17 protein-coding genes are annotated in these 21,789 nt (G+C 59.8%); 5 read left to right on the plus strand and 12 right to left on the minus strand.

From position 1 onward, the window contains the following. Positions 1-30: 30 nt before the first annotated feature. Positions 31-387, plus strand: a complete 357-nt coding sequence (locus IG168_RS14080) for a hypothetical protein (RefSeq protein WP_193165043.1) — start codon at positions 31-33, stop codon at positions 385-387. Positions 388-531: 144 nt separating this feature from the next. Here the strand turns inward: IG168_RS14080 and IG168_RS14085 are convergent, their stop codons facing one another. Together IG168_RS14085 and IG168_RS14090 are read right to left on the minus strand one after the other, a co-directional pair. Continuing rightward, positions 532-3,717 (minus strand): efflux RND transporter permease subunit, encoded by a 3,186-nt coding sequence (locus IG168_RS14085; RefSeq protein ID WP_193165044.1) that lies wholly within the window; start codon positions 3,715-3,717, stop codon positions 532-534. A gap of 110 nt (positions 3,718-3,827) precedes the next feature. Next, positions 3,828-4,967, minus strand: a complete 1,140-nt coding sequence (locus IG168_RS14090; protein WP_193165045.1) for an efflux RND transporter periplasmic adaptor subunit — start codon at positions 4,965-4,967, stop codon at positions 3,828-3,830. 400 nt (positions 4,968-5,367) lie between these two features. On the opposite strand from IG168_RS14090, the gene IG168_RS14095 reads away from it, so the two are divergent. After that, a complete protein-coding gene (locus IG168_RS14095) occupies positions 5,368-6,324 on the plus strand; it encodes an AraC family transcriptional regulator (protein ID WP_193165046.1) in 957 nt (318 codons plus the stop codon). A gap of 28 nt (positions 6,325-6,352) precedes the next feature. Here the strand turns inward: IG168_RS14095 and IG168_RS14100 are convergent, their stop codons facing one another. From IG168_RS14100 to IG168_RS14135, 8 genes are all read right to left on the minus strand, one after another. Beyond that, positions 6,353-6,625, minus strand: coding sequence for a high-potential iron-sulfur protein (locus tag IG168_RS14100; protein WP_193165047.1), 273 nt, complete (start codon positions 6,623-6,625; stop codon positions 6,353-6,355). A gap of 239 nt (positions 6,626-6,864) precedes the next feature. After that, positions 6,865-9,180, minus strand: coding sequence for an immune inhibitor A domain-containing protein (locus IG168_RS14105; RefSeq protein ID WP_193165048.1), 2,316 nt, complete (start codon positions 9,178-9,180; stop codon positions 6,865-6,867). Positions 9,181-9,540: 360 nt separating this feature from the next. Further along, positions 9,541-10,902: a sensor histidine kinase gene (locus tag IG168_RS14110; protein ID WP_193165049.1), complete on the minus strand. Its 1,362-nt coding sequence runs from the start codon at positions 10,900-10,902 to the stop codon at positions 9,541-9,543. Positions 10,903-10,910: 8 nt separating this feature from the next. Next, a complete protein-coding gene (locus IG168_RS14115; RefSeq protein WP_193165050.1) occupies positions 10,911-12,266 on the minus strand; it encodes a sigma-54-dependent transcriptional regulator in 1,356 nt (451 codons plus the stop codon). A 72-nt stretch (positions 12,267-12,338) separates the two neighbouring features. Further along, positions 12,339-13,547: an ABC transporter permease gene (locus tag IG168_RS14120; RefSeq protein ID WP_193165051.1), complete on the minus strand. Its 1,209-nt coding sequence runs from the start codon at positions 13,545-13,547 to the stop codon at positions 12,339-12,341. A 10-nt stretch (positions 13,548-13,557) separates the two neighbouring features. Further along, positions 13,558-14,871: an ABC transporter permease gene (locus IG168_RS14125; RefSeq protein WP_193165052.1), complete on the minus strand. Its 1,314-nt coding sequence runs from the start codon at positions 14,869-14,871 to the stop codon at positions 13,558-13,560. 11 nt (positions 14,872-14,882) lie between these two features. After that, positions 14,883-15,584 (minus strand): ABC transporter ATP-binding protein, encoded by a 702-nt coding sequence (locus IG168_RS14130; RefSeq protein WP_193165053.1) that lies wholly within the window; start codon positions 15,582-15,584, stop codon positions 14,883-14,885. 22 nt (positions 15,585-15,606) lie between these two features. Beyond that, on the minus strand, positions 15,607-16,887 hold the full coding sequence (locus tag IG168_RS14135; protein ID WP_193165054.1) for an efflux RND transporter periplasmic adaptor subunit: 1,281 nt from the start codon (positions 16,885-16,887) through the stop codon (positions 15,607-15,609). 355 nt (positions 16,888-17,242) lie between these two features. Between IG168_RS14135 and IG168_RS14140 the strand changes: the two genes are divergently transcribed. Genes IG168_RS14140 through IG168_RS14150 form a run of 3 tightly spaced genes read left to right on the plus strand, consistent with a single transcriptional unit; the run spans position 17,243 to position 20,376 of the window. After that, positions 17,243-18,736 (plus strand): SulP family inorganic anion transporter, encoded by a 1,494-nt coding sequence (locus IG168_RS14140; RefSeq protein WP_193165055.1) that lies wholly within the window; start codon positions 17,243-17,245, stop codon positions 18,734-18,736. Then, positions 18,736-19,638: a universal stress protein gene (locus tag IG168_RS14145; RefSeq protein WP_226876978.1), complete on the plus strand. Its 903-nt coding sequence runs from the start codon at positions 18,736-18,738 to the stop codon at positions 19,636-19,638. The genes IG168_RS14140 and IG168_RS14145 overlap by 1 nt, the downstream gene beginning before the upstream one ends. 48 nt (positions 19,639-19,686) lie before the next feature. Beyond that, positions 19,687-20,376 carry a sterol desaturase family protein gene (locus tag IG168_RS14150; RefSeq protein ID WP_193165056.1) on the plus strand — a complete coding sequence of 230 codons (690 nt, stop codon included), beginning with the start codon at positions 19,687-19,689 and terminating at the stop codon, positions 20,374-20,376. Between the two features lie 125 nt (positions 20,377-20,501). Here the strand turns inward: IG168_RS14150 and miaE are convergent, their stop codons facing one another. Both miaE and IG168_RS14160 read right to left on the minus strand, forming a co-directional pair. Next, entirely contained in the window at positions 20,502-21,074 is a 573-nt protein-coding gene (miaE, locus tag IG168_RS14155; RefSeq protein ID WP_193165057.1) for a tRNA-(ms[2]io[6]A)-hydroxylase, read from the minus strand. Positions 21,075-21,157: 83 nt separating this feature from the next. Then, positions 21,158-21,586, minus strand: a complete 429-nt coding sequence (locus IG168_RS14160) for an acyl-CoA thioesterase (protein WP_193165058.1) — start codon at positions 21,584-21,586, stop codon at positions 21,158-21,160. Positions 21,587-21,789: the final 203 nt, after the last annotated feature.

Here is a 21,789-nt window from a genome sequence, read left to right on the forward strand (position 1 = left end):
TCCGGCAATAATGCCGGTCGAGGAGGCGGAATGCGATGGTTGCGCGGCGTACTGGTGGCGATTGACCAGTTGGGCAACGCCATTGCCGGGGGTAACCCGGACGCGACCATTTCCGCCCGCACCGGCTATTTTGCCCGCGTTGCAGAGACACCGCTAAAACCCTGGTGGCAGTGCATGCAGCGCGTAATCGATTTGACCTTTCTACCTATCGATGGCCCCGATCACTGTTTCAACGCCTATCTCGCCGACAGGGATGAATTGCACGAGGAGGGCAGCGACCTGATGCGCGGGCTGCTCGGGTTGATCATCCTGATGGTCTGTATACCGCTGGCGCTGGTTACCCGCCTTTTTATACTCGTTGTACCTGCGGCCCGCCACCGCGGCTGAGTGGCTCCGCAACTCCTTCTAGAAATACCGGAGTGCCCGGATAAGACGCGTTTGCAGGATGCCCATACGAGGCGCGTGCGACTGTGCAAAAAAATCCGGCACGGATCTCGCGATCGGTACCGGATTCAACGGGGGTGACAGGCGTTACTGTATTTCTGCGATGGCCTTGGGCGCCGCTTCGTCGGCTGAGACTTCACTGTGTCGCTGCCCGGCACCGGACAGCTTGCGCAATGCGACATAAAACACCGGTGTCAGCAGCAGCCCGAACAGGGTCACGCCGATCATGCCGGTAAATACCGTGATACCCATGGCGTTACGCACTTCGCTGCCGGCACCGTGGGCGAATACCAGCGGTACCACGCCGGCAATAAAGGCCACGGATGTCATGATGATCGGACGCAGTCGCAGGCGGCAGGCTTCCAGCGCAGCTTCCATGGTTGTGCGCCCCTCCTGCTCCAGTTCCCGCGCAAACTCGACGATCAGGATCGCGTTCTTACACGCGAGCCCCATCAGTACGACCAGTCCAACCTGGACGAACACATTGTTGTCGCCGCCGGTCAGCCGGACACCGAACAGTGCAGCGAGCAGACACATGGGCACGATCAGGATCACCGCCAGTGGCAGTACCCAGCTTTCGTAGAGTGCGGCCAGTACCAGGAAGACCAGCAACAGCGCCAGCGGGAAAACCACCATGGCCGCATTGCCCTGGGTGATCTGCTGAAAACTGAGGTCGGTCCACGCGATATTCATACCGCTGGGCAGTGTTTTGCCGGCGACGGCCTCGACTTGTGCCAGCGCCTGGCTCGATGAAAGCACTGCGGGGTTCGCCTGACCAATGAGATCAGCCGCCGGGTAGCCGTTATAGCGGATCACGGGATCCGGTCCGAAGCTGCGGGTCAGCTTGACCATGGTATTGATCGGCACCATTTCGCCGCGATCGTTGCGGGTATAGAGCAGATCGATATCGCGGACTTCATCGCGGTAGGGCGCATCGGCCTGCGCCACTACCTGATAGGTGCGCCCGAACAGGTTGAAGTCGTTGATATACATGGAACCGAAATACAGCTGCAAGGTGCCGAACAGGTCATCCAGGCTGACGCCCTGCGCCTTGGCTTGCAGGCGGTCCACGTCGGCATCCAGCTGCGGCACATTGGCCTGATAGGAACTGAACGGGTAGCTGAGTCCCGGAGTCTGGCTCAGGGCGCCGGCGAGCTGGTTGGTTGCGGTTTGCAGGGCGCCGTAGCCGGCGCCGGTGCGGTCCTGTACATACAGCGAATAGCCGGAGCCCGCGCCGAGGCCGAAAATGGGCGGCGGCATAAATGTCACCGCAAACCCTTCTTTGATCTGTGCCAGTTTGCCGTTCAGCTCCGCGGCGATTTCCTGCGCGCTGCGCGTTCTCTTACTGAAGTCGTCGAACAGTATGAAAACGGTGCCGACATTGGGCGTATTGGTGCGCTGCAGTGCGTTGAAGCCGACAAATGCGGCCGCGTTCGCCACGCCGTCGGTCTCCAGTGCAAGTTCACTGACCCGCCGCGCGACCGCCTCGGTACGATCCAGTGAGGCGCCTTCCGGCAGGCGGATGCTACCCACCAGGTAGGTTTTATCCTGGGTGGGAATAAATCCGCCCGGGACCTGGTTGAACAGGGCGACTGTACCTGCCAGCAGCACGGCGTAGACACCGAATACGAGTCCGCGTCGACCCAGGCTGCGTCCGACCAGTCCCTGGTAACCTTCCGCGCTGCGCTGGAAAAAGCGGTTGAACGGACGGAAGATCCAGCCGAACAACCGGTCGATGATGCGCGCAGGCAGATCCGGCTTCGCGCCATGGGGTTTCAGCAGAGCCGCCGCGAGCGCCGGCGACAGCGTCAGCGAATTGATGGCGGAAATTACCGTGGCAATCGCGATTGCCATGGCGAACTGGCGGTAGAACTGTCCGGTAATACCGTCGAGGAACGCCATGGGCACGAACACGGCGCAGAGCACCAGGCTGATCGCAACGATGGGGCCGCTCACTTCGCGCATTGCCTGGTGGGCGGCAGCCAGCGGCGCGAGCCCGTTCTCGATATTGCGCTCGACGTTTTCCACGACCACGATGGCATCGTCGACAACAATGCCGATGGCGAGCACCATGCCGAATAGCGTCAGTGTGTTGATGGAAAAACCGAGCAGGTACAACACCGCAAAGGTGCCCACAATGGAAACCGGTACCGCCAGCAGCGGGATCAGCGACGCGCGCCAGGTCTGCAGGAACAGGATCACAACCAGTACCACCAGCAGTACGGCTTCCAGCAGCGTCTTGATCACGGCCTTGATTGAGGTGCTGACGAATACCGTCGGATCGTAGGCGATTTCCCAGTCCAGCCCTTCCGGGAATTGGTCGTCCAGCTCATTCATCTTTTCCCGAACGGCTTGCGAGACCTCGAGGGAATTGGAGCCGGGGGCCTGGAAAATTGGCAGAGCCACCGCCTGGCGGCCGTTCAGCAGTGCACGCAGCGAATCGTCCGAAGACGCCAGTTCGATGCGCGCCACATCGCGCAGATGGGTAATTTCGCCGTCGGCGCCGGTCTTCAGCACGATATCGCCGAACTGCTCGGTGCTTTCCAGGCGTCCCTTGGCGTTGATGGAGATCAGGAAATCGGAACGGGATGGCATCGGCGGCGCGCCTATCTGTCCGGCCGACACCTGTACATTCTGCTCGCGCACAGCGCGGGTGATGTCCGCGGCGGTGACGCCCAGGGAGGCGGCTTTCTGCGGATCGATCCACAGGCGCATGGCGTAGTCACCGGAACCGAACAGGCCGGCCTGGCCGACACCGGGAATGCGCGCCAATTCATCGCGAATGTGCAGCACCGCGTAGTTGCGGATATAGGTTGCGTCGAAGCGATCGTCCGGGGACAACAGGTGTACGGCCATCATCAGGTTGGGCGATTGCTTCTGCGTGGTCACACCCTGGCGACGCACATCTTCCGGCAGTCGTGGCAGCGCCTGGGACACGCGGTTCTGCACCTGTACCTGTGCCTGGTCCGGATCGGTGCCCAGTTTGAAGGTCACCGTCAGCGACAGGGTGCCGTCACTACCGGCGACAGACTTCATGTAGATCATGTTTTCCACGCCGTTGATCGCCTCTTCCAGCGGTGTGGCAACGGTTTCGGAAATGGTTTTCGGGTTGGCACCGGGGTAGTGCGCGGTGACGGCCACGGTGGGCGGCACTACTTCCGGATATTCGCTGACCGGCAGCGACGGGATGCTGATCAGGCCTACGACAAAAATTATGATCGACAACACCGAGGCAAAAATCGGCCGGTCGACAAAAAAACGTGAAAAGTTCATACAGCGCTACCCTGTGCGCGGTACTGCTGTACCGCGCGGTTGTCTCGATTCTGTTTACGGTCTGTTTGCGGGGGAGAAGTTGCGACCTGCAACAGGGAATCTGTCGGAGGTCAGCGGCCGGCGACCTGGCGGGCCGGATCCGGCTCGCGCATTTGCACCAGCTGCGGATTTACCTCTACGCCTGCGGCAAAAATTTTCTGCAGTCCGTTGACGACGACGCGCTCGCCAGCCTGCAGGCCACTACGGATCAAAACCAGATCGTCCTGCTCCGGGCCGGCCTGCACCTCCCTGCGCACAATGTGGTTGTCGTTATCCACGACATAGACGAAGCGTCGATCCTGGTCGGTCAATACCGCCTTGCGATTGATGAGCAGTGCGCTGGACAGGACTTCAATCGGCATTTCCACTCGAGCGAACTGCCCCGGTTTAAAACTGCCGCGGGAGTTATCCACAACCGCGCGGAACTGGATGGTACCGGTATGGCTGTTGAGTCGGTTGTCGACAAAGTCGAGCGTGCCGCGGTGGGGGTAGCCCGACTCACCGCTGAGGCCGATGTGCACCCCAACCTGCTCATCACTGTCGAGTAGATCGCGCCCGGTTACCAGTGTCTCCTGATCGCCCTCGAAATAGACGTACATCGGATCGACAGAGACCAGTGTTGTCAGCAGAGTCTGGTCAGCACTGGCCAGGTTGCCGCGAGTAACCAGGGCGCGGCCGACGCGCCCGTTAATCGGTGACTTGACCTGCGTGTACTGCAGATCCAGCTGCGCGTTTTCCTGTGCTGCCGCGGCCGCATCCACGGCAGCGCGGGCGGCATCGCGGTTGGCGTTGCGGCGATCGAACTCCTCGCGTGATATCGCGCGACTGTGTAGTAGTTGTCGCGCTCGCTCGGCCTGGCTTTCGGCGAGCACGAGCTGACTGCGGGCGCTGGCCAGTTCCGCCGCTGCGGCTTTTTCACGCGCGCGATATGGGCGCGGGTCGATGGTGAACAGCACGTCGCCGCGCTTCACCAGCTCGCCCTCGGTGAACTGCACGTCCTCAATATAGCCGCTGACCCGCGGGCGCAGATCCACCGTTTCCGGGGCGACCACGCGCCCGGTGAATCCATTCCACAGGGTCGTCGGTTCTGCGATTACTTCGGCGACCTCCACCGCCGGCGGCGATGTCGGGTGGCTGCGCGACTCGTCACTGCCGCAGCCGGCCAGTAGCAGCGCGATCGTGATCAGCGAAAAAGTGCGGATTCTTGCCATAACGTTTGTGCTTCCTCGTTTGGGGGGAGAGCCGTCGGCTCGAAATCTGGCTCTCCCAGTGGACGAGTACCCTAACGGTGGCGGGGGCTGGGGCGGTATCCGGTTACTGTGCGTTGATTGCCTGATTCTGCGGACTGTCTGGTCTTTGGGAGAGGAGCGTGGAATTTTGCAGGTGGGGGGTGGTCTCAGGCACTATTCGAAAATAGTCGGTCATTGCGCTGCAGGCGTTGCGGTTACTCAGTCTGGCAAAATCGTAAACAGTTGCTTATAACTACGTGTTGATTGCCTAATTCTGCAAAAGTATAAGGCGGTTGCCTAAAACTCCGTATACTGCCTCCTTCGTATTAATCAGCCCGCGTCTGTTACAGACGCTACACCGCCAGTCTCGGGGAGGGTGACAATGTTGAACGAACAGGTGACTACTGATCGTAGTGCGGTACTGGAGCGCGAGCGAGTTGCGCTCGCGGATGTCATCCTGCGCAGTGCGCCGGAAACCGGCCTGCAGGAGACGGCGCTGCCCGGCGTCGCACTGGGACGGGCAGACGAGAGTTCCAGTTGTGTCTCCAGCGTCTACGAGCCCTCGATGGGATTTATCGTGCAGGGCAGCAAGACCCTGCAGCTGGGAGATCGGGAAATCGTCTATGGGCCGCTCAGCTATCTCGCTTCTAATGTGCACCTGCCCGTGGTCGGTCACGTGATGCAGGCAACACCGGAAGAGCCCTACCTGGCGATAAAGCTGACGGTCGATCCCCAGGAAGTGACTGATCTGGTAATTGAACTCGGTGACAAGGCGCCCTATCTGGATGCGGAAGCGCCCTGCCGGGAGCTGTCCTGTGGATTGTGCGTCGCGCAGATGGATGCGGGCATGCTGAACGCAGTGAGACGCCTGGTATCCCTGTTGGATACGCCGGCGGATGCACAGATCCTCGCACCGCTGGCACGCCGGGAAATTCTCTATCGTGCGCTGATGGGAGAAATGGGGCCGCGCATGCGCAAGTTCGCCATGGTGGACAGCCAGGCGAACCGGGTTTCGCGGGTGATCGCCGTACTCAAGGACCGCTTCACTGAACCGCTGCGTATTGGTGAATTGGCGGAGCGGGCCAACATGAGCGAGTCATCGCTCTACCACAGCTTCAAGCAGGTCACCCGCATGTCGCCGCTGCAGTTCCAGAAGAAACTGCGCTTGCACGAGGCGCGGCGGTTGATGCTGAGTGAAGGGCTGGAGGCCGCGTCGGCGAGCTATCGCGTCGGCTACGAGAGCCCGTCGCAATTCAGTCGCGAGTACAGCCGCTTGTTCGGCGCGCCGCCGCGTGCGGATGTCAACAAACTGCGCGGCGAGCAGCGGGTATCAGCGTAACCGCTGCTGCCGCGGTCATCGCGATCAATCAGGACTGCTTGGGTGCGAACAGGCTACACCAGCCGTCGGGGCTGATAGTGCCCTCGACCAGCTGACACGCGTTGGGCGCCTGGAAGAACTGGCAATCCACGCACTTGTGGCCGTCTTTTGGGGTGTCCTGGTACTTCACTGTCTCCTTGCTCACTTTGCTCTGTGCGGTGGCGCGATCCGTGGCGATCAGTGCGACCGGTATCAGTGCAAGTGAGCAGCCCGCGAGCTTGAGAAACTCGCGACGTTTCAAATCCCGATTCCGCTTGCTCATGGCGGTTCTTCCTCATGAAATTTCTGGTTGCGCAATGGCCGTGTAACCGCTGCATTCGCTTTTCAGGTTAGTTCAAGGCTGCCGAAGCCAGTAAAAAAATACCTGATTGCAATCGAGAATCACTCGCATTCTTGCGTGTGCGAAATCGTGCCGTGCGGGAAATTGACCGGAGGGGTAGTGGGGGAGCGCTTCGCGGACAGCGCAGTGTGCGCTGCCCGCGTTGCAGGTGAGATTACCGGTTAACGATACAGCAGTATCTTGCCAACTGATTTGTCGTCACTCTGGGCGACAACACGGACTTTCAGGCCGTAAGACGTGATGGCCCGACCGGCATCGGGAATGGCGCCGTTACTGTAATCGGCGCTGTCGTCGAATACCGGGTTGCGCTTGGTGTAAAAGTCGCGCAGTAGCAGCCCGTAACCGTCGAGCAGGTCGAGAATCGACTTGTCTGCCTTGTCGACACCGAAGGCGGCATCGTGAATCTGATAGCGGGTCGACGCCACAGCATTGTCGTTCCAGGTATTCACATGCTGGTCGGCATCGACGACGCCGAGGAACCCGTTGCCCGGGTGAATGCCGACCCAGTTGTTCTCGTAGCCCTCATCGGCATACCAGATCACCAGTCCTTCATTGAACGGGAACATTTGCCCGGCGACATTGATGTGTTTCAGACCCATGTCGACACCGGCGTGTGCTCGCCACTCGAGCAGGTAGTGGTGGTCGTTCATGGTGTAACCGACATTGCGGGTAAATCCATCCAGAATAAAGGCACCTTCACTCTCGGCGTCATCGGCAAGGGCAACGTCATTGTCCACCGTGATCTGGATATCGTCGGCGTAGAAACCGGGATTGGCCACATAGCCGTCGGTCCAGTAGGAGAAGACCAAGTTGACCTGTTGGCCGGCGTAGGCGCTCAGGTCAAACTCCGCATCGACCCAGCCGCCGGAAGCGCCGGTAATACCGTGACCAAAGTTCTGACTATTGGGGTTGATTTCCGTGGAGATATTGCCGGCTATCGGCGTCTTACCAGTACCATCATCGACAGCGACATACGCGTAATCCCAGTCGGTTTCGATATCGAACCAGGCCTTGAAGGTAACTTTGGCACTGGTGGCGCCGGTCAGGTCGACGGGTGTCAGCATCACGTTATTGAGCGCATTGCCACTGCCACTGAAATAGGCGTACTGGCCGCTAGTGGGAACCGTGATGACTTTTTTCTTCATCGGCAGGTCGATGCGGATGGCATCGTTGTTGGTGCCCTTACTCGCCGCCTGATCCAGCAGTGCCTCGACGCCTCCCGCCGGGATATCTTCGAGTGCTATGGTCACACCCTGCAGCCAGTTGCCACCGTGATACTGTTGCAGGAACTCCTTGGCCCAGGCCGAGAAACCCGTGGGTTCCGCACCGGGAATAGTGCCGGCCCAGCTGCCGCTGGACATGATCGACCAGGACGAAATCGGTTCGCCGCGACCGGTATAGTTGGTGTCGTATTCGTCGGGCAGACCCAGGTCGTGACCGTATTCATGGCTGACTACACCGGCGGCCGCATCGGCGGGCTGGATGGTGTAATCGTATGCGGCCATCGGGCCACCCCAGTAACCGACTTCAGCCGTGGTGCCCGCAATGGGGTATGGATTGCCTAGCGACCAGCGGTGCGCCCAGATGGCATCCTCACCCAGCTGACCACCACCGGCCTCCTCGCCCACGGAGGAGTGAATGATCAGTACGTGGTCGACGAGGCCGTCCGGTTCCCAGAAGTTGCCGTCACCATCCAGGTCGTAGCGATCCTCAATATCGAAGTCGGACAGGTCGACGGAGGGATCGGCGGCCGCGGCTACCAGCGCTTCGCGCACCAGCGCACGCGCATCGCCATTCACATTATTGCCGTAGAAGGCGGCGGGCTGGCTGGCCATATACCAGCCGGCCACGGCACCGTCGACGGTGTAGCTGTTGCCGGACTGCTGCCAGTAGTACTGCTCCATGGAAATCAGGCTTTCACCGTTCGGGCCGGCGAAACCGCTCTTGGAAAACAGCAGGTCGGTATAGTGTTCCGGCGTGTAATCCGCGTAGTACATATCGGATTCCCCGGGCTGGATGCTGTTGTGGGGGAAATCGGGGAATTCCATCAGGATCGCGAGGATTCGCGCGGTGTGGGCTCCGCCGTCGTAGGATTCCGGCTGCAGCGGAGCGGGTGCGCCTTTCTTGGCGGCGCCCAGTTTGTTGCCTCGCCCATTTTGCAGGGAGAGGTTCATCGAATTGCCGTGCGCATTGGTCAGCAACTGTACGGATTCGTCGGAAAGGTCGTGGGTTTGCGTTTTCGCTTGTTTTGCGCGCGCTTTCAGGTAGTCCCGCAGTATCTGCTCTGCCTCCGGCAGGGTCGCATTCTCCCCGATGCGTCCCGAGGCCCTGAGCATTTCCATGAGCTTGGTTTCATTGGCGACTGCCAGATCTAGCGGTCCACTGCTGTGTGCCGGTCGGTCAGCTGCCTGTACGGTCGCCGTAAAAAGCCCGAGCGCCAGGGCACCGGCTGAAAGTAAGTGTTGGGGTTTCAACATATTTCCCTCGTTCGTTATTTTCCTGTTGGGAATTTCTGAAAATCGCGGACTACAGCGAAGGGGGTCTCCCTGAGCACTGGTTGATGTCGTCGAGCTATCCTTAGCCCGCGGAGGACCGGCGGGTTGCCGGGCCTGAAAACTGTAACGCGTGAGGGAGGAAAATGCGCAATGAACCATGCGCCAATAGATGAGAAACCTTTCAAAAAAGGAATTTTCTGGTACGTACCGTCCTAAGTTCGGTGGCAATTAATTGGCTTCTGTACCAGTTTTTTGAGGTTGGGTTACTGGAATTTTGTGGAAGATTGTTGCAGGCGTGGGCAGGCTTTTAAATGTGGGTCTGTGCGGAACAAATTCTTGCATCTATAGTTCGGCCGGTGGCCACGGCAGCTGGAGCGTGATCCGCAAACCGCCCTCACTGCGGTTGTGCAGCTGGATGCTGCCGCCATGGGCATCGACGATTTCCCGGCATAGGGCCAGGCCCAGTCCGACGCCCTGGGGTTTGGTGGAATAAAAGGGTAGCAGGGCCTGCTGCAGTACTTTTTCGTTCATGCCGCAACCATTGTCCTCCACCGTAATCTGCTGGCCGCGCGCATCGGCGCGGATGGCGAGTGTGGTCTGATCACTGCCGGCCTCGACAGCATTCTTGAACAGGTTCAGCAGGGCCTGCTCCATTTGTACCGGATCGAAATAGCCGGGCCGTGCGGGCAGGTCACCCTGTAAGGCAAATGGTTGCAGTGGCGATAGCCGATCGACCAGCTGGCGCCACTGTACGGTTTCGCAGCTGGGTGGGGGCAGTTTGGCAAAGCGCGCGTAACCCTGGGTGAATTCGGTCAGGTGCTGGCAGCGCTCGCCGATAATGTCGAAGACTTTTTCCAGCGCTGCAGCGTTCCGCGCTGCGTTTCCGTCGGCGGAATTCGCCTGATCCGCGGTGTCCTGCTGCCGCAATAGCATCTTGCCGCTGTGGGCCATTGAAGATATGGGCGCGAGTGAGTTATTCAGTTCGTGGCTGATCAGGCGAATGACTTTTTTCCATACCTGCACCTCAGCGCGGGTGAGTTCGCGGGTCATTTCGCGAATCAGGATCAGGCGGTGGCGATTGCTATTCAATACAAACTGGCTGTTGGTGACGTGCTGCGTTTGCGGTGTGTCGTCGATGTTGAAGCTGAACAGACCGTCTTTACCGTGTTCTATGGCGTCGGCCAGCTCGGCCGGGCAGCGGGACAGTACTTCGTCCAGGCGCAATCCCTGCAGCGGCCTGCCCCGATTCAGCAAATGGCGGGCACTGGTGTTGGCGTAGGCGATATGCTCGGATTGGTCGACGAGCAGCAGGGCCTGCGGCGAGCTCTGGATGACCGTATCCAGTAACAGTTCGCGCTGGTAGATATGCGCGCGTTCCCGCCGCAGGATTTCCCCGACTTCATTGTAGAGCTGCGCGATGCGGCCCAGCTCGTCCGCGCGCCGGATATTGAGGGATATGGAAAACTCGCGGTCGCGAAAATTCAGCAGGCCGCTTTCGAGGGTGCCGAGGGCGCGGTTCAGTGGCCCGGTGATCGTACGGAGCAGCAGTATGACGGCGATTGCGGATAGCAGCAGACCACCGCTCCACGCCAGCTTCGGCTCTGTGCCCAGCTCGGTCAGTGCGTAGGGCAGTGAAGTGCCGACGGCAACCGCCAATAGCGATACCGCAACGATACGGGCTTCCAGGGACAGTTTGCCGGACATCGGTGACCTCAATAGGGAATGCCGTATTTGTCGAGGCGGCGATACAGTGCCTGACGGCTGATGCCGAGCTCACGCGCTGCTTGTGCAATGACGCCGTTGCAGTTGGCCAGAGTCTGTTCGAGCAGTTCGCGACTCGGCTCAAAGCTGAGTTCTGGTTTGGTGCTCACTTCAGCGACCGGTAGGGCGAGGGTCTCCTCGTCGATGGTCTCACTGCGACTCAGCAGGGCGGCGCGCTGCATGGTGTTCTGCAGTTCGCGCACGTTGCCGGGCCAGTGATAGCGGGTCAACGCACTCTGCGCCTGGGGCGAAAGTTTTTTCCGATCGCCGAGGGTGTCGGGCAGAAAGCTCCGGGCGAGCGGGAGTATATCCTCGGGGCGCTCGCGCAGTGCGGGAACTTGCAGCTCGATGACGTTCAGGCGGTAAAACAGGTCCTGGCGGAATTCGCCCGCGGCAATTTGCTGTGGCAGGTCGCTATTGGTGGCGCTGATAACGCGCACTTTTACCTTGCGCGTCTGACTGCTGCCGAGACGCTGGAATTCGCCGGTTTGCAGAACCCGCAGGAGCTTGACCTGGCCGCTGGCGGAGAGCTCGCCGATTTCGTCGAGAAACAGGGTGCCGCCGTCGGCGGCTTCAAAGCGCCCCTGGCGGGTGCGATTGCCCGCACCGGTATAGGCGCCGGCCTCGGCACCGAACAGCTCCGCCTCCATCAATTCTTCCGGCAACGCGCCCACGTTTACCTTGATGTAGGGACCATCGCGCAGGACGGAGTTGGCCTGGATGATATCCGCAATTTTCTCTTTGCCGGCACCATTGGGCCCGGTAATCAGCACCGGTACATCGGAGCGCGCGATCTGGGTCGTCATTTCCAGCAGCTGCTGCATGGCGTCGCTGCAGTAGATGATCTCCTGCAGGTCGAACTGCTGGCGCAACTGCTGGCGCGCGTGCAGTGCCTTTTGCTGGGTCTGGCGACGCTGCTGCTGCAGTTCACTGAGTTCGAGCAGGTTTTTGACCGTGGCGATCAGTTTATTGTCGTCCCAGGGTTTGCCGAGGTAGTCGGCAGCTCCAGCCTTGACCAGTTCCACGGCCATTTCCAGCTGGGTCCAGGCGGTGAGTAATATGACGGGTAGATCCGGTGCTATCTCGCGGATGGCGAAAAACAGCTCGCGCCCCTCTTCACCGGAAGTGGTGTCGGCGGTGAAGTTCATATCCTGGATCACCAGGCTGATATCCGGCTGTTCGCGCAGCAATTGCAGACCAGCCTGCGGCGTCACGGCGCTAACGCTGTCGATGTGATGCAGCGACAGCAGCAGCTCCAGTGCCGACAGGATGCCGGGGTTATCATCGATGAGCAGGACTTTATCCATTCGTAATCCATCACCTAAAACAAAAAAACGGGCGCGAGCGCCCGTTTTCTACGTGGTCAGGGTACCGTGCTTTTAAACACTGCGCGTCGCCGTGGCCGGCGAGATGTTGGCTGCGCGCAGCGCCGGAACCAGTGCCGCCACAATACTGACGCTGAGCAGTATTAACGCACAGGCCAGCATGACAGGCAACGTCAGCGGCGGTTGCTTGAAGGAAGAAACCATCATGTGATTGAAAATCTGTGCCGCGGCCAGCCCCAGGGCGATCCCGGTGCCCGCGATGATCAGGTTTTCCAGCAGGAAGTAGCGGCTGATGGCAGTGCGGGTGGCGCCCAGAGCGCGGCGTACACCGATCTGCTTGCGGCGCTGGTTGATCCAGAAAAAGGTCAGACCGATGATGCCCAGCGCAACGATAAACGTCAACAGCCCCATGACCGCGGAGAGTACCATGACCATGGTGTTATCACCGGCATAGCTGCGTGCCTTATGGTGGGACATGGTCTCGATGCGGAACACCCGGCGTGGGTCCCGCTCCGCCAGCACATCTTCCACCCGCTTCAGGACATCGTCGCGCTGGCCGGGTTCGGCGCGGATCACGTAGCGTTTGAAATTACCCACCACGAGTGTCGGGAATACGACCACATTGCCGGCATTGTTCCAATTTACCCAGGAACCCAGATTGCGCTCGACAATACCGACGATTTCGATCGGGTGATCGTCGCCACCGCCGTAGAAGTATTTACCCAGTGCGTTGCCTTCGGGGTACATCGTGTCGGCAAACTGTTGGGTAACAATGGCAATGCTCGGTGTGTAGTTGTCGTTGGGGCCGACCACATGCATATCCGCTTCGGTAAAGTTGCGCCCGGCAACCAACTTCATACCCAATGCATTGATAAAGTGTGAATCGGACTGAAACTGGTTGGCCCCCTCACCACCGATTTCCTCGTTGGGTTTGGTGTGATAGCCGCTGGCAGAACCGGAGCCGGATAGCGGCAGCTGATTGCTCGGCGCCGCGTCCATCACGCCTGGCATTTCCCGCAACAGCGCCATATCGGCGGTGACCGCAGCGCTCATGTCGTAATCCTGGGGAATAGCCAGGAACGTCAGTGAAATGATGTCATCCACCGCCATGCCGGTAGGGCGTTTCATCTTGTCGGCGCGGTCGCCGACAATCACCGCGGCATTGCTGATAATCGCAAGGGTCAGGGCCAGCTGCAGTGCGATCAGCAGCGCGGAAATCTTGTTGCGCCAGATGGCGGACAACATGGGTCTCAATTCCAACATGATATTGTCCTCACTGGGTTTTCAGGTAAATGGACGGATTGGTGCGGCTGATGCGCCAGGCGGGATAGGCTCCGGCCAGCAGGCTCGCGAGAATGGCGAGACCGATGGCGGCGAGCACCATCTGCCAGTCCATATAGGCCAGCTGGTCGATATAGCCCATGGCCAGGTGCTTGACACTCTGAAGGCCGAGAATGGCCAGCAGTATGCCGAACAGGCCACCGGTAATTCCGATACACGCGCTTTCAATCAGGTGCTGGGTAAAGACGGCGTTGCGGCTGGCACCCAGTGCGCGGCGCACGCCTGCCTCCGGCGCCTTGCGCAGGAATTTCGCCAGCAACAGTGCGACTGCATTGACCACGCATACCAGCAGGAAGGCCAGGGACAGCCAGCCCAGCACGCGGTTATCGTCGCGCAGCGCCTCGTTCAGCACCAGCCACTCAGACGGGTGTGACAGGCCGAACTTGAGCGGGCGCTCGAAGCGTCCCTGTTCCTTCTGCTGGCGAATATAACCGGTGAGGAAATCCCGGTACTGTTCCACCTGCTCGGCGGTGTCGAGCTGTACCCAGTACTGGATCCAGATATTCTCGCTCTGCAGGAATCCCTCATAGCCTTCGCTGTCGTCATTCTTCCAGCCATTGGTGTTGCCCCAGCTGTACATTTCGAAGCGCCGGTGCAGGCCGAACGGAATGTAGAGTTCCTCGGAATCGTTAAAGGGACCGTTGTTCAGGTCGTAAACCTTGGGTACCGGGTTCCAGTGATCGATAACACCGACCACGGTGAAGGGCTCGCCATTGAGGCTGATACTCTTGCCGACACTGTTCTCGCCATCAAACAGCTTGTCATTGGTCTCCTTGGAGAGGACGACCTGCTGTACCGGGCTCTTATCGGCATCGGCGTTCCAGGTGCCGCCGTAAATGAAGGGCACGTCGAACAGTGTGAAGAAATCCCGCGTGGTCGCACGGGTATCGGCGGTGAAGGGACGCAGATCCGAATTGTCCTTTTCAACGGTAAAGCCGGTGCGATGCATTGCAATCTGGTGCGTGGGGATATCCGAGCGCAGCAGTGCCTGCGCGTCCTTGTAGGTCAGCTGCCAGGGCATCTGGTTATTGCTGTCGTAAGCCTCGTTGGGATCCCAGCCGTCCAGCTGCACCGCATAGAGGACGCTGTCTTTACGGTCCAGCGGGTTCTGCGACATCATGTGGTTCAGGGTCAGCGTGGTCATGGCCGCGCCGACGCCGACGGCGATGGCGGCGATCATCAGCGCGCTCAATATCGGCGTGCCGCGGATGCTGCGGAGCGCGAGTGATATGTAATATCCGAACATTTCCTTTCTCCTCAGGCCGTTGCCGCTTCCGCTACCGAGTTGGCATTGCGCATGTCGGAAACCTGTCCATCGACGATCTGGATATTGCGGTGGGCGCGGCGTGCCAGATCAGGATCGTGGGTCACCATGACAATGGTGGTGCCCCACTCATTAATGAACTCCAGCAACTCCATTACCTGGCGTGCCATCAGCGAGTCCAGGTTACCGGTCGGTTCGTCCGCGAGCAGGAAGCGCGGTTCGCCGGCGAGGGCGCGGGCGATGGCGACACGCTGCTGCTGACCACCGGACAGTTGTGCCGGCAGGTGCTTGGCGCGTGCGGCGAGGCCCACCTGTTCCAGTACCTTCTCGATACGCTTGCGGCGCTCCTTGGCGTTGAAGCCGCGATAGCGCAGCGGTACATCGATGTTGTCGAACAGGTTGAGGTCCGGAATCAGGTTAAAGCCCTGGAAGATAAAGCCGATTTTTTCGTTGCGCAGGCGCGAGCGGTCGCGATCGTTGAGCCCGCTGACGTCTTCACCGTCGAGCAGGTACTGGCCACCGGTGGATGTTTCCAGCAGCCCGGCGATATTCAGGAAGGTGGTTTTGCCGGAGCCGCTGGGGCCGGTGACCGAAACAAACTCACCTTCGGCAACTTCGAGACTGAAGTCACGCAAGGCGTGCGTTTCGATGGTGTCGGTGCGGTAGCTCTTGCGGATATTGTGCATTTTCAACATGGCGTCAGTTCCTTGTGCGAAATTATTGTTTGAGCGCGACCAGTTGCGCGTTTTTCAGTTCGTCGGCGGCGGAGACGATAATGCGGTCACCCACCTCGAGGCCGGAGACAATCTCGACCTGGTTCAGCCCCAGAGCACCGATCTGTATCGGCACCCGAACGGCCTGTTGCTCGTCGTTCAGCTTCCACGCGTAGTGGCCGCCGCTCTGATCGAGGAAGGCGCCACGCTTGACCAGTATTACGTCGCTGCGGTTTTCGAGCAGAATGCGGGCGGTCAGGCGCAGGTTCTGGCGGAGGTTTTCCGGCTGGCCGTCGGTGAAGCGCACGCGCGCCAGCACCTGGTTGCCGATCACCTCCGGCGAGATGGCTGTGATCTCACCGGGCAGTTTTCTGTTGCCCAGATTAATTTCCACGGCCATGGTCAGTCCCAAGTCGTCGGCGTAGTTTTCCGGTACTGCGGCTTCCAGTTCGAAACTGGTGAGATCGACTACGGTCATCAGCGGAGCATTGGGGGCGACGGCACTGCGCTGTGCCACCGTCAGGCTGCCGACGGTGCCGTTGACCGGCGAGAGAATATTCAGCTCGTTGACCTTGCGCTGCAGCTCTTCCAGCTGGAGTTTCTGCTGTGATACCTGTAGCTCGAGCGTCTTGGTGTCGAATGCCAGGGATTCCTTTTCCAGGTCGGCATTCTGTACGGCCTGTTGGTATTCCAGTTTGGCGCGGGCCAGGTCGTCGCTGGTTTTTTCAAAGTCCAGCTGTGAGATGATCTGTTTCTCAATGGAAATCTTTGCGCGGCGCAGTTCGCGCTCGGCGGCGGTCAAGTTGACCTTGGCCAGGTCGGCTTTCTGGCGGTTTTCCAGGCTCTGGCGCTTGGCCTGGATTTTCTGCCGCTCCAGCTCCACGCTGAGCTTGCTGACCTTGGCCTGCTCCTGGGCGAGCTGGTTGGTGAGTTCGGGGCTTTCCACCTCCGCGAGCAGCTGGCCGCGCTTGACGGTGTCGCCCGCCTTGACGGCGAATTTGACGATGCCCTGGGCCGGGCTATAAAGCGTCGGGCTATTGGCCGCAACCACTTTGCCCTGCACGACCAGGTCGCGCACCAGGTCGCCGCGCTTTACCTGGGCGATATTCACTTGGGACAGCGACAGGCTTGCGTCCACGGAGCTGGTGCTCTGCCACGCGGACACACCCCAGGTGAGAAAAGCACCGGCCAGCAGCAGTCCGGCGGCGACTTTGAGGTTGCGCGGTTTCTTCCAGGCGGGCGGGGCGGTGAGTTGTATATCCTGCCCCGAGGTATCTCTGATCATTCTAAAATTCCATCACTCATCATTGTTATTGGCGTCCCCCGCCTATCGTTCCTGTGACGCTGCGAGGCAGCGGTTTGGATGCACTGGCGAAAGGCGGGATTGCCGGTCCGTTGACTGCTATCAGAGCAAGGCCTGTGCCAGTTTTTGCTTTTGTTGCAACTCATTGAAAAATATAGATTTTTTTGACTTCTCCTGGTGCCGGTGTCCGCGCCATGTGTCCGCGCGGAGTGTCCGCTGTCCGCCTGTCCGGGCGGGCGGACAGGGGGCTCGGGGGTGAATGCAACCGGTCGGCGTGGTAGAGTGCGCGCCCTTTTTTTGACCAATTTTGGACGCTCCCAGCGGGTATACCCTCTCTATGCTGCTCTCCTCTACCAAAGCCGACTGGTTCGGCAACATTCGCCGCGACGTGCTCGCGGGTCTCGTGGTCGCCATGGCGCTGATCCCCGAGGCCATCGCCTTTTCCATCATCGCTGGCGTGGATCCGCGGGTCGGCCTGTACGCGTCTTTCTGTATTGCGGTGGTGACAGCATTCGTCGGCGGCCGCCCGGGTATGATCTCGGCGGCAACCGGGGCCATGGCACTGGTGATGGTGACTCTGGTGAGAGAGCACGGACTGCAGTACCTGCTGGCGGCGACGCTGCTGACGGGCGCTCTGCAGATATGCGCCGGTTACTTGAAACTGGGCAGCCTGATGAGCTTTGTGTCGCGGGCGGTGGTGACCGGCTTCGTCAACGCGCTGGCGATCCTGATCTTTATGGCGCAGTTGCCGGAACTGGTCGGCGCCGGCTGGCAGGTTTATGCAATGACCGCGGCGGGGCTCGGTATCATCTACCTGTTCCCCTATGTCCCGGTGATCGGCAAGCTGCTGCCGTCACCGCTGGTGTGTATTCTGGTGCTGACGTTTGTGGCCGTGGCGATGGGGATGAACATCCACACCGTCGGCGATATGGGCGAACTGCCGGACACACTGCCAATATTCCTGTGGCCGGATGTGCCGTTCAACTTTGAGACGCTGAAGATTATCTTTCCTTACTCCGCTGCGCTCGCGGTGGTGGGCCTGCTCGAGTCCCTGATGACCGCGACTATCGTCGATGACCTTACGGATACCGGCAGCGACAAGAACCGGGAGTGCAAGGGCCAGGGCGTAGCCAATATTGCTGCTGGCATGCTGGGCGGCATGGCGGGCTGCGCGATGATCGGGCAGTCGGTGATCAACGTAAAATCCGGTGGCCGCGGCCGCCTGTCCACTCTGGTGGCCGGCGTCGGCCTGCTGACCCTGGTGGTATTCCTGAGTGACTGGGTTGCGGTTATCCCGATGGCGGCGCTGGTGGCCGTGATGATCATGGTGTCCATCGGTACCTTTAATTGGGACTCCATCCGCAACCTGAAAAGGCACCCGCTGTCGACCAACATAGTGATGCTGGCCACGGTGATTGTGGTAGTGTGGACACATAATCTGGCCTATGGTGTATTGGTCGGCGTACTGCTGGCTTCGCTGTTTTTTGCCAACAAGGTCGGCCACTTCATGTACGTGGCATCGGAGCTGGATGAAACCCAGAGCTGCCGCACCTATAAAGTGGTTGGGCAGGTGTTTTTCAACTCCGCCGATAAGTTTGTCGCCGCCTTTGATTTCAAAGAGGTGGTGGACAAAGTGGTGATCGATCTGGAGCGGGCCCACTTCTGGGATGTTTCGGCAGTCTACGCACTGGATAAAGTGGTGGTGAAATTCCGCCGCGATGGGGCGCAAGTGGAACTGATCGGCTTGCACGGAGCGAGTGAGACCATCGTCGACCGCTTCGGGATACACGACAAGCCGGAAGAAATTGAGCGGGTCCTCGGAGGGCACTGATGAGTGACGATAAAAGCAACAATAAAACAATGAATGGTCACAGCAAGCATACACAGCCGGTGGTGCTCTCTTGTATCGACGGCTCACGCTATACCAGTGCGGTGTGCGACTACGCGGCCTGGATTGCCTCGGCGACCGGTGCGCCACTGAAGCTGCTGCACAATATCGAGCGGGGCAATGTGCCCGCAGTGGCTGACCTGACCGGCAGTATCGGTCTCGGTAGCCAGGAAGAATTGCTCGAGGAGCTTACTTCCCTTGAAGAGCAGCGAGCGCGCCTGATGGTGCAGCAGGGCAAATTGATGCTACAGGCAGCGCGGGAGCGCGCGGAGATGGCCGGTGTGCAGCAGGTGGAGACCTGCCAGCGCCACGATAGTCTCAGCGATACCCTGATCGAACTGGAAGACGATATCCGCGTGCTGGTGCTGGGCATTCGCGGCGAAGAGCACGGGGATTCCCTGGTCGGCCTGGGTACGCAGCTGGAAACTGTGGTGCGTTCCCTGCACAAGCCGATCCTGGTGGTGAATCAAGATTTTGAGACCCCGCGCAATGTGATGCTGGCTTTTGACGGCAGCGAGGCGGCGCGCAAGGCACTGGCGATGGTGGCATCCAGCCCGCTGTTCCGTGAGGTGTCCTGCCACCTCGTGTACGTGGGCGATCCGGACAAGGCCGAGTCACTGTTGGCGGAAGCCGGTGGTGAATTGCGCAAGGCCGGTATCGAGGTGACCGCCAATCACCTGGGCGGCAAAACGGTGGAGGCGCTGATTGAATACCAGCGCGAGCATGACATCGACTTGACGGTAATGGGTGCGTTCAGCCACAACCGGCTGCGCGACCTGCTGATGGGCAGCATTACTGCGAAAATGTTGCTCAATACCAAACAGCCGCTGTTGCTGTTGCGCTGACGGCATCGGTCGGCTGAGCGGCGACCTCAACGGAAGAGAGTGGCGACGATGACAGCGGACAGAAAATTCGCGTCGACTGAATCCTACCGCCGGCGTTACCGCGCCCGCTTTATCGGCCGCGGTTACAACGGCTGGCTACACCTGGCGTTTACCGTCAGCGTTAGCCTGGCAGTGTGCGCCTTTGCCATCGGGCATTTGCACGAACCAGCCTGGTATGAATGGCTGACGGTCCCCGTGGCCTTCCTGTACACGAACCTGATGGAGTACTGGGGGCACCGGGGCCCGATGCACCATCGCCGCCGTTGGCTCGGCGCTGTGTACCGCCGCCACACGTTGCGCCATCACCGCTTCTTCCATCACGATGCCATGGCTTTCGGCAATAGCCGCGATTTTCATGCGGTGCTGTTTCCGCCGGTGCTGGTGGTGTTCTTTCTGGCTGCGACTGTGGTGCCGTCGGCACTATTGGTGGGCTGGCTGCTGGGGCCGAATGTGGCCTGGCTGTATATCGCCACGGTGTTTGGCTATTTCCTGAATTACGAGTTGCTGCACTTCGCTTATCACACCAGTGAAAGCTCATGGATCGGGCAGCTGTCGGGCATGGCTGCCCTGCGCCGCCTGCACACGCAGCATCACGATCCGCACCTGATGCACCACTGCAACTTCAATATCACCTATCCCATCGGCGACTGGCTGTTCGGCACCCTGTATCGACCGCGGCCGGCACCCGCGACGGCCTGATCAGGCCTTTTCGTAATCCGCTTCAAAAGCAGCCAGCACTTTGGTGAGCTGTCGCGCTGACCGGGCCGGTCGTGTAGGACCGCAACTCGGCTTTCCCCGTGGGCGCAGGTATTTTTCCTGCGATATCAGTGCAGCGCGGCGCGGTGGGGCAGTTCTGCGGCGATCGCCGCTTCCGCGTCGAGCAACTGGTCGAGTCGTGACTCCACCGTGGATTTTGAAAAGTATTCCAGCGCAAGTTCCACGAACAGTTCGTGGTGGCGCGCCTCGCTTTCGGTGATGACCCGGTAAAAGGTTTTAAGTGCACCCTCCGGCAGGGCATCTGCGACCAGTCCAAAGCGCTCGCAGCCGCGCGCCTCGATAATAGCGGCGGTCAGCAGCCGGTCGAGCAGGTACTCGTCGGGCCCGCGGCGGATCAGCGCGCGGATCTGGTTGATATAGGGATCTTTTTCATCCGGTGCCTGGAAAATGCCGCGCTCGTGCATCAGCTTGATCACCTGGCGAAAGTGGTTCATCTCTTCCAGTGCCAGGTTCACCATAGCCTCCACCAGCAGCGGTTTGTCCGGGTAGTGGGAGAACATCGACACGGCCATGCCGGAGGCTTTTTTTTCGGCGGCGGCGTGATCCTGCAGGAAGCGATTGAAATCGGCGAGAACCGGTTCGGTCCAGGAGCTGGGGGTGGTGAATCTCAGTTTGAACATGGTTGGCGGTAATCTGCTGGAAATTTTCGATTATACCGCCGAGTGATCAGCGGGGCGGGAGTACAGCCCGCCCCGAATCCGAATTAACTGGCCAGTCGCTGCTCCCGCAGTTCTCGCTCGTGCTGGGTTGCCAGTCGCGCCTCTTCGATCGTCATGCCGGCTTTTTTGTGCGGTGTCGGCTTGCCTTCGGCGTCCAGGGCGACAAACACGATCCGTTCGACCTGTATGATCAGTTCCTGAGTCTGTTTGTTGCGCACCTCGCAGTGTACGGTCAGTGAGGAGCGTCCGATCTCCACGACCTCGAAACCGAATTCCACCACATCGCCACAGAATGCAGAGCTGACGAAGTCGATTTCCGACATCAGTTTGGTGACCACCATCGGCGTGCCCATCTGGCAGCCGGCGAAAATCGCCGCTTCCTCGTCTATCCACGCCAGAAGCTGGCCACCGAACAGCCGTTGTGCCGGATTGAGATCGCCGGGTTTTACGAAGTGACGTGAGTAGTATTTCATGCTTACCTCTTGGTCTTGCCTGTTTTGAAGGCGTCTCGCCTTGCATGGGTTGAAGACTCTTAGCCTTACCTGGGTTGAAGACTCTCTATCATGTGCTTAGAGAGCGTCGCTTTCCGTAGCGATATTGGGGCAGTGCGGAATGCGCGGCCCCTACCGGGGTTGGTGCACTTAGTGTGCCAATGTGACGTTACAAAAATTGCGGC

The organism is Microbulbifer hainanensis, from assembly GCF_014904735.1.
GTDB classification, from domain to species: Bacteria; Pseudomonadota; Gammaproteobacteria; order Pseudomonadales; family Cellvibrionaceae; genus Microbulbifer; species Microbulbifer hainanensis.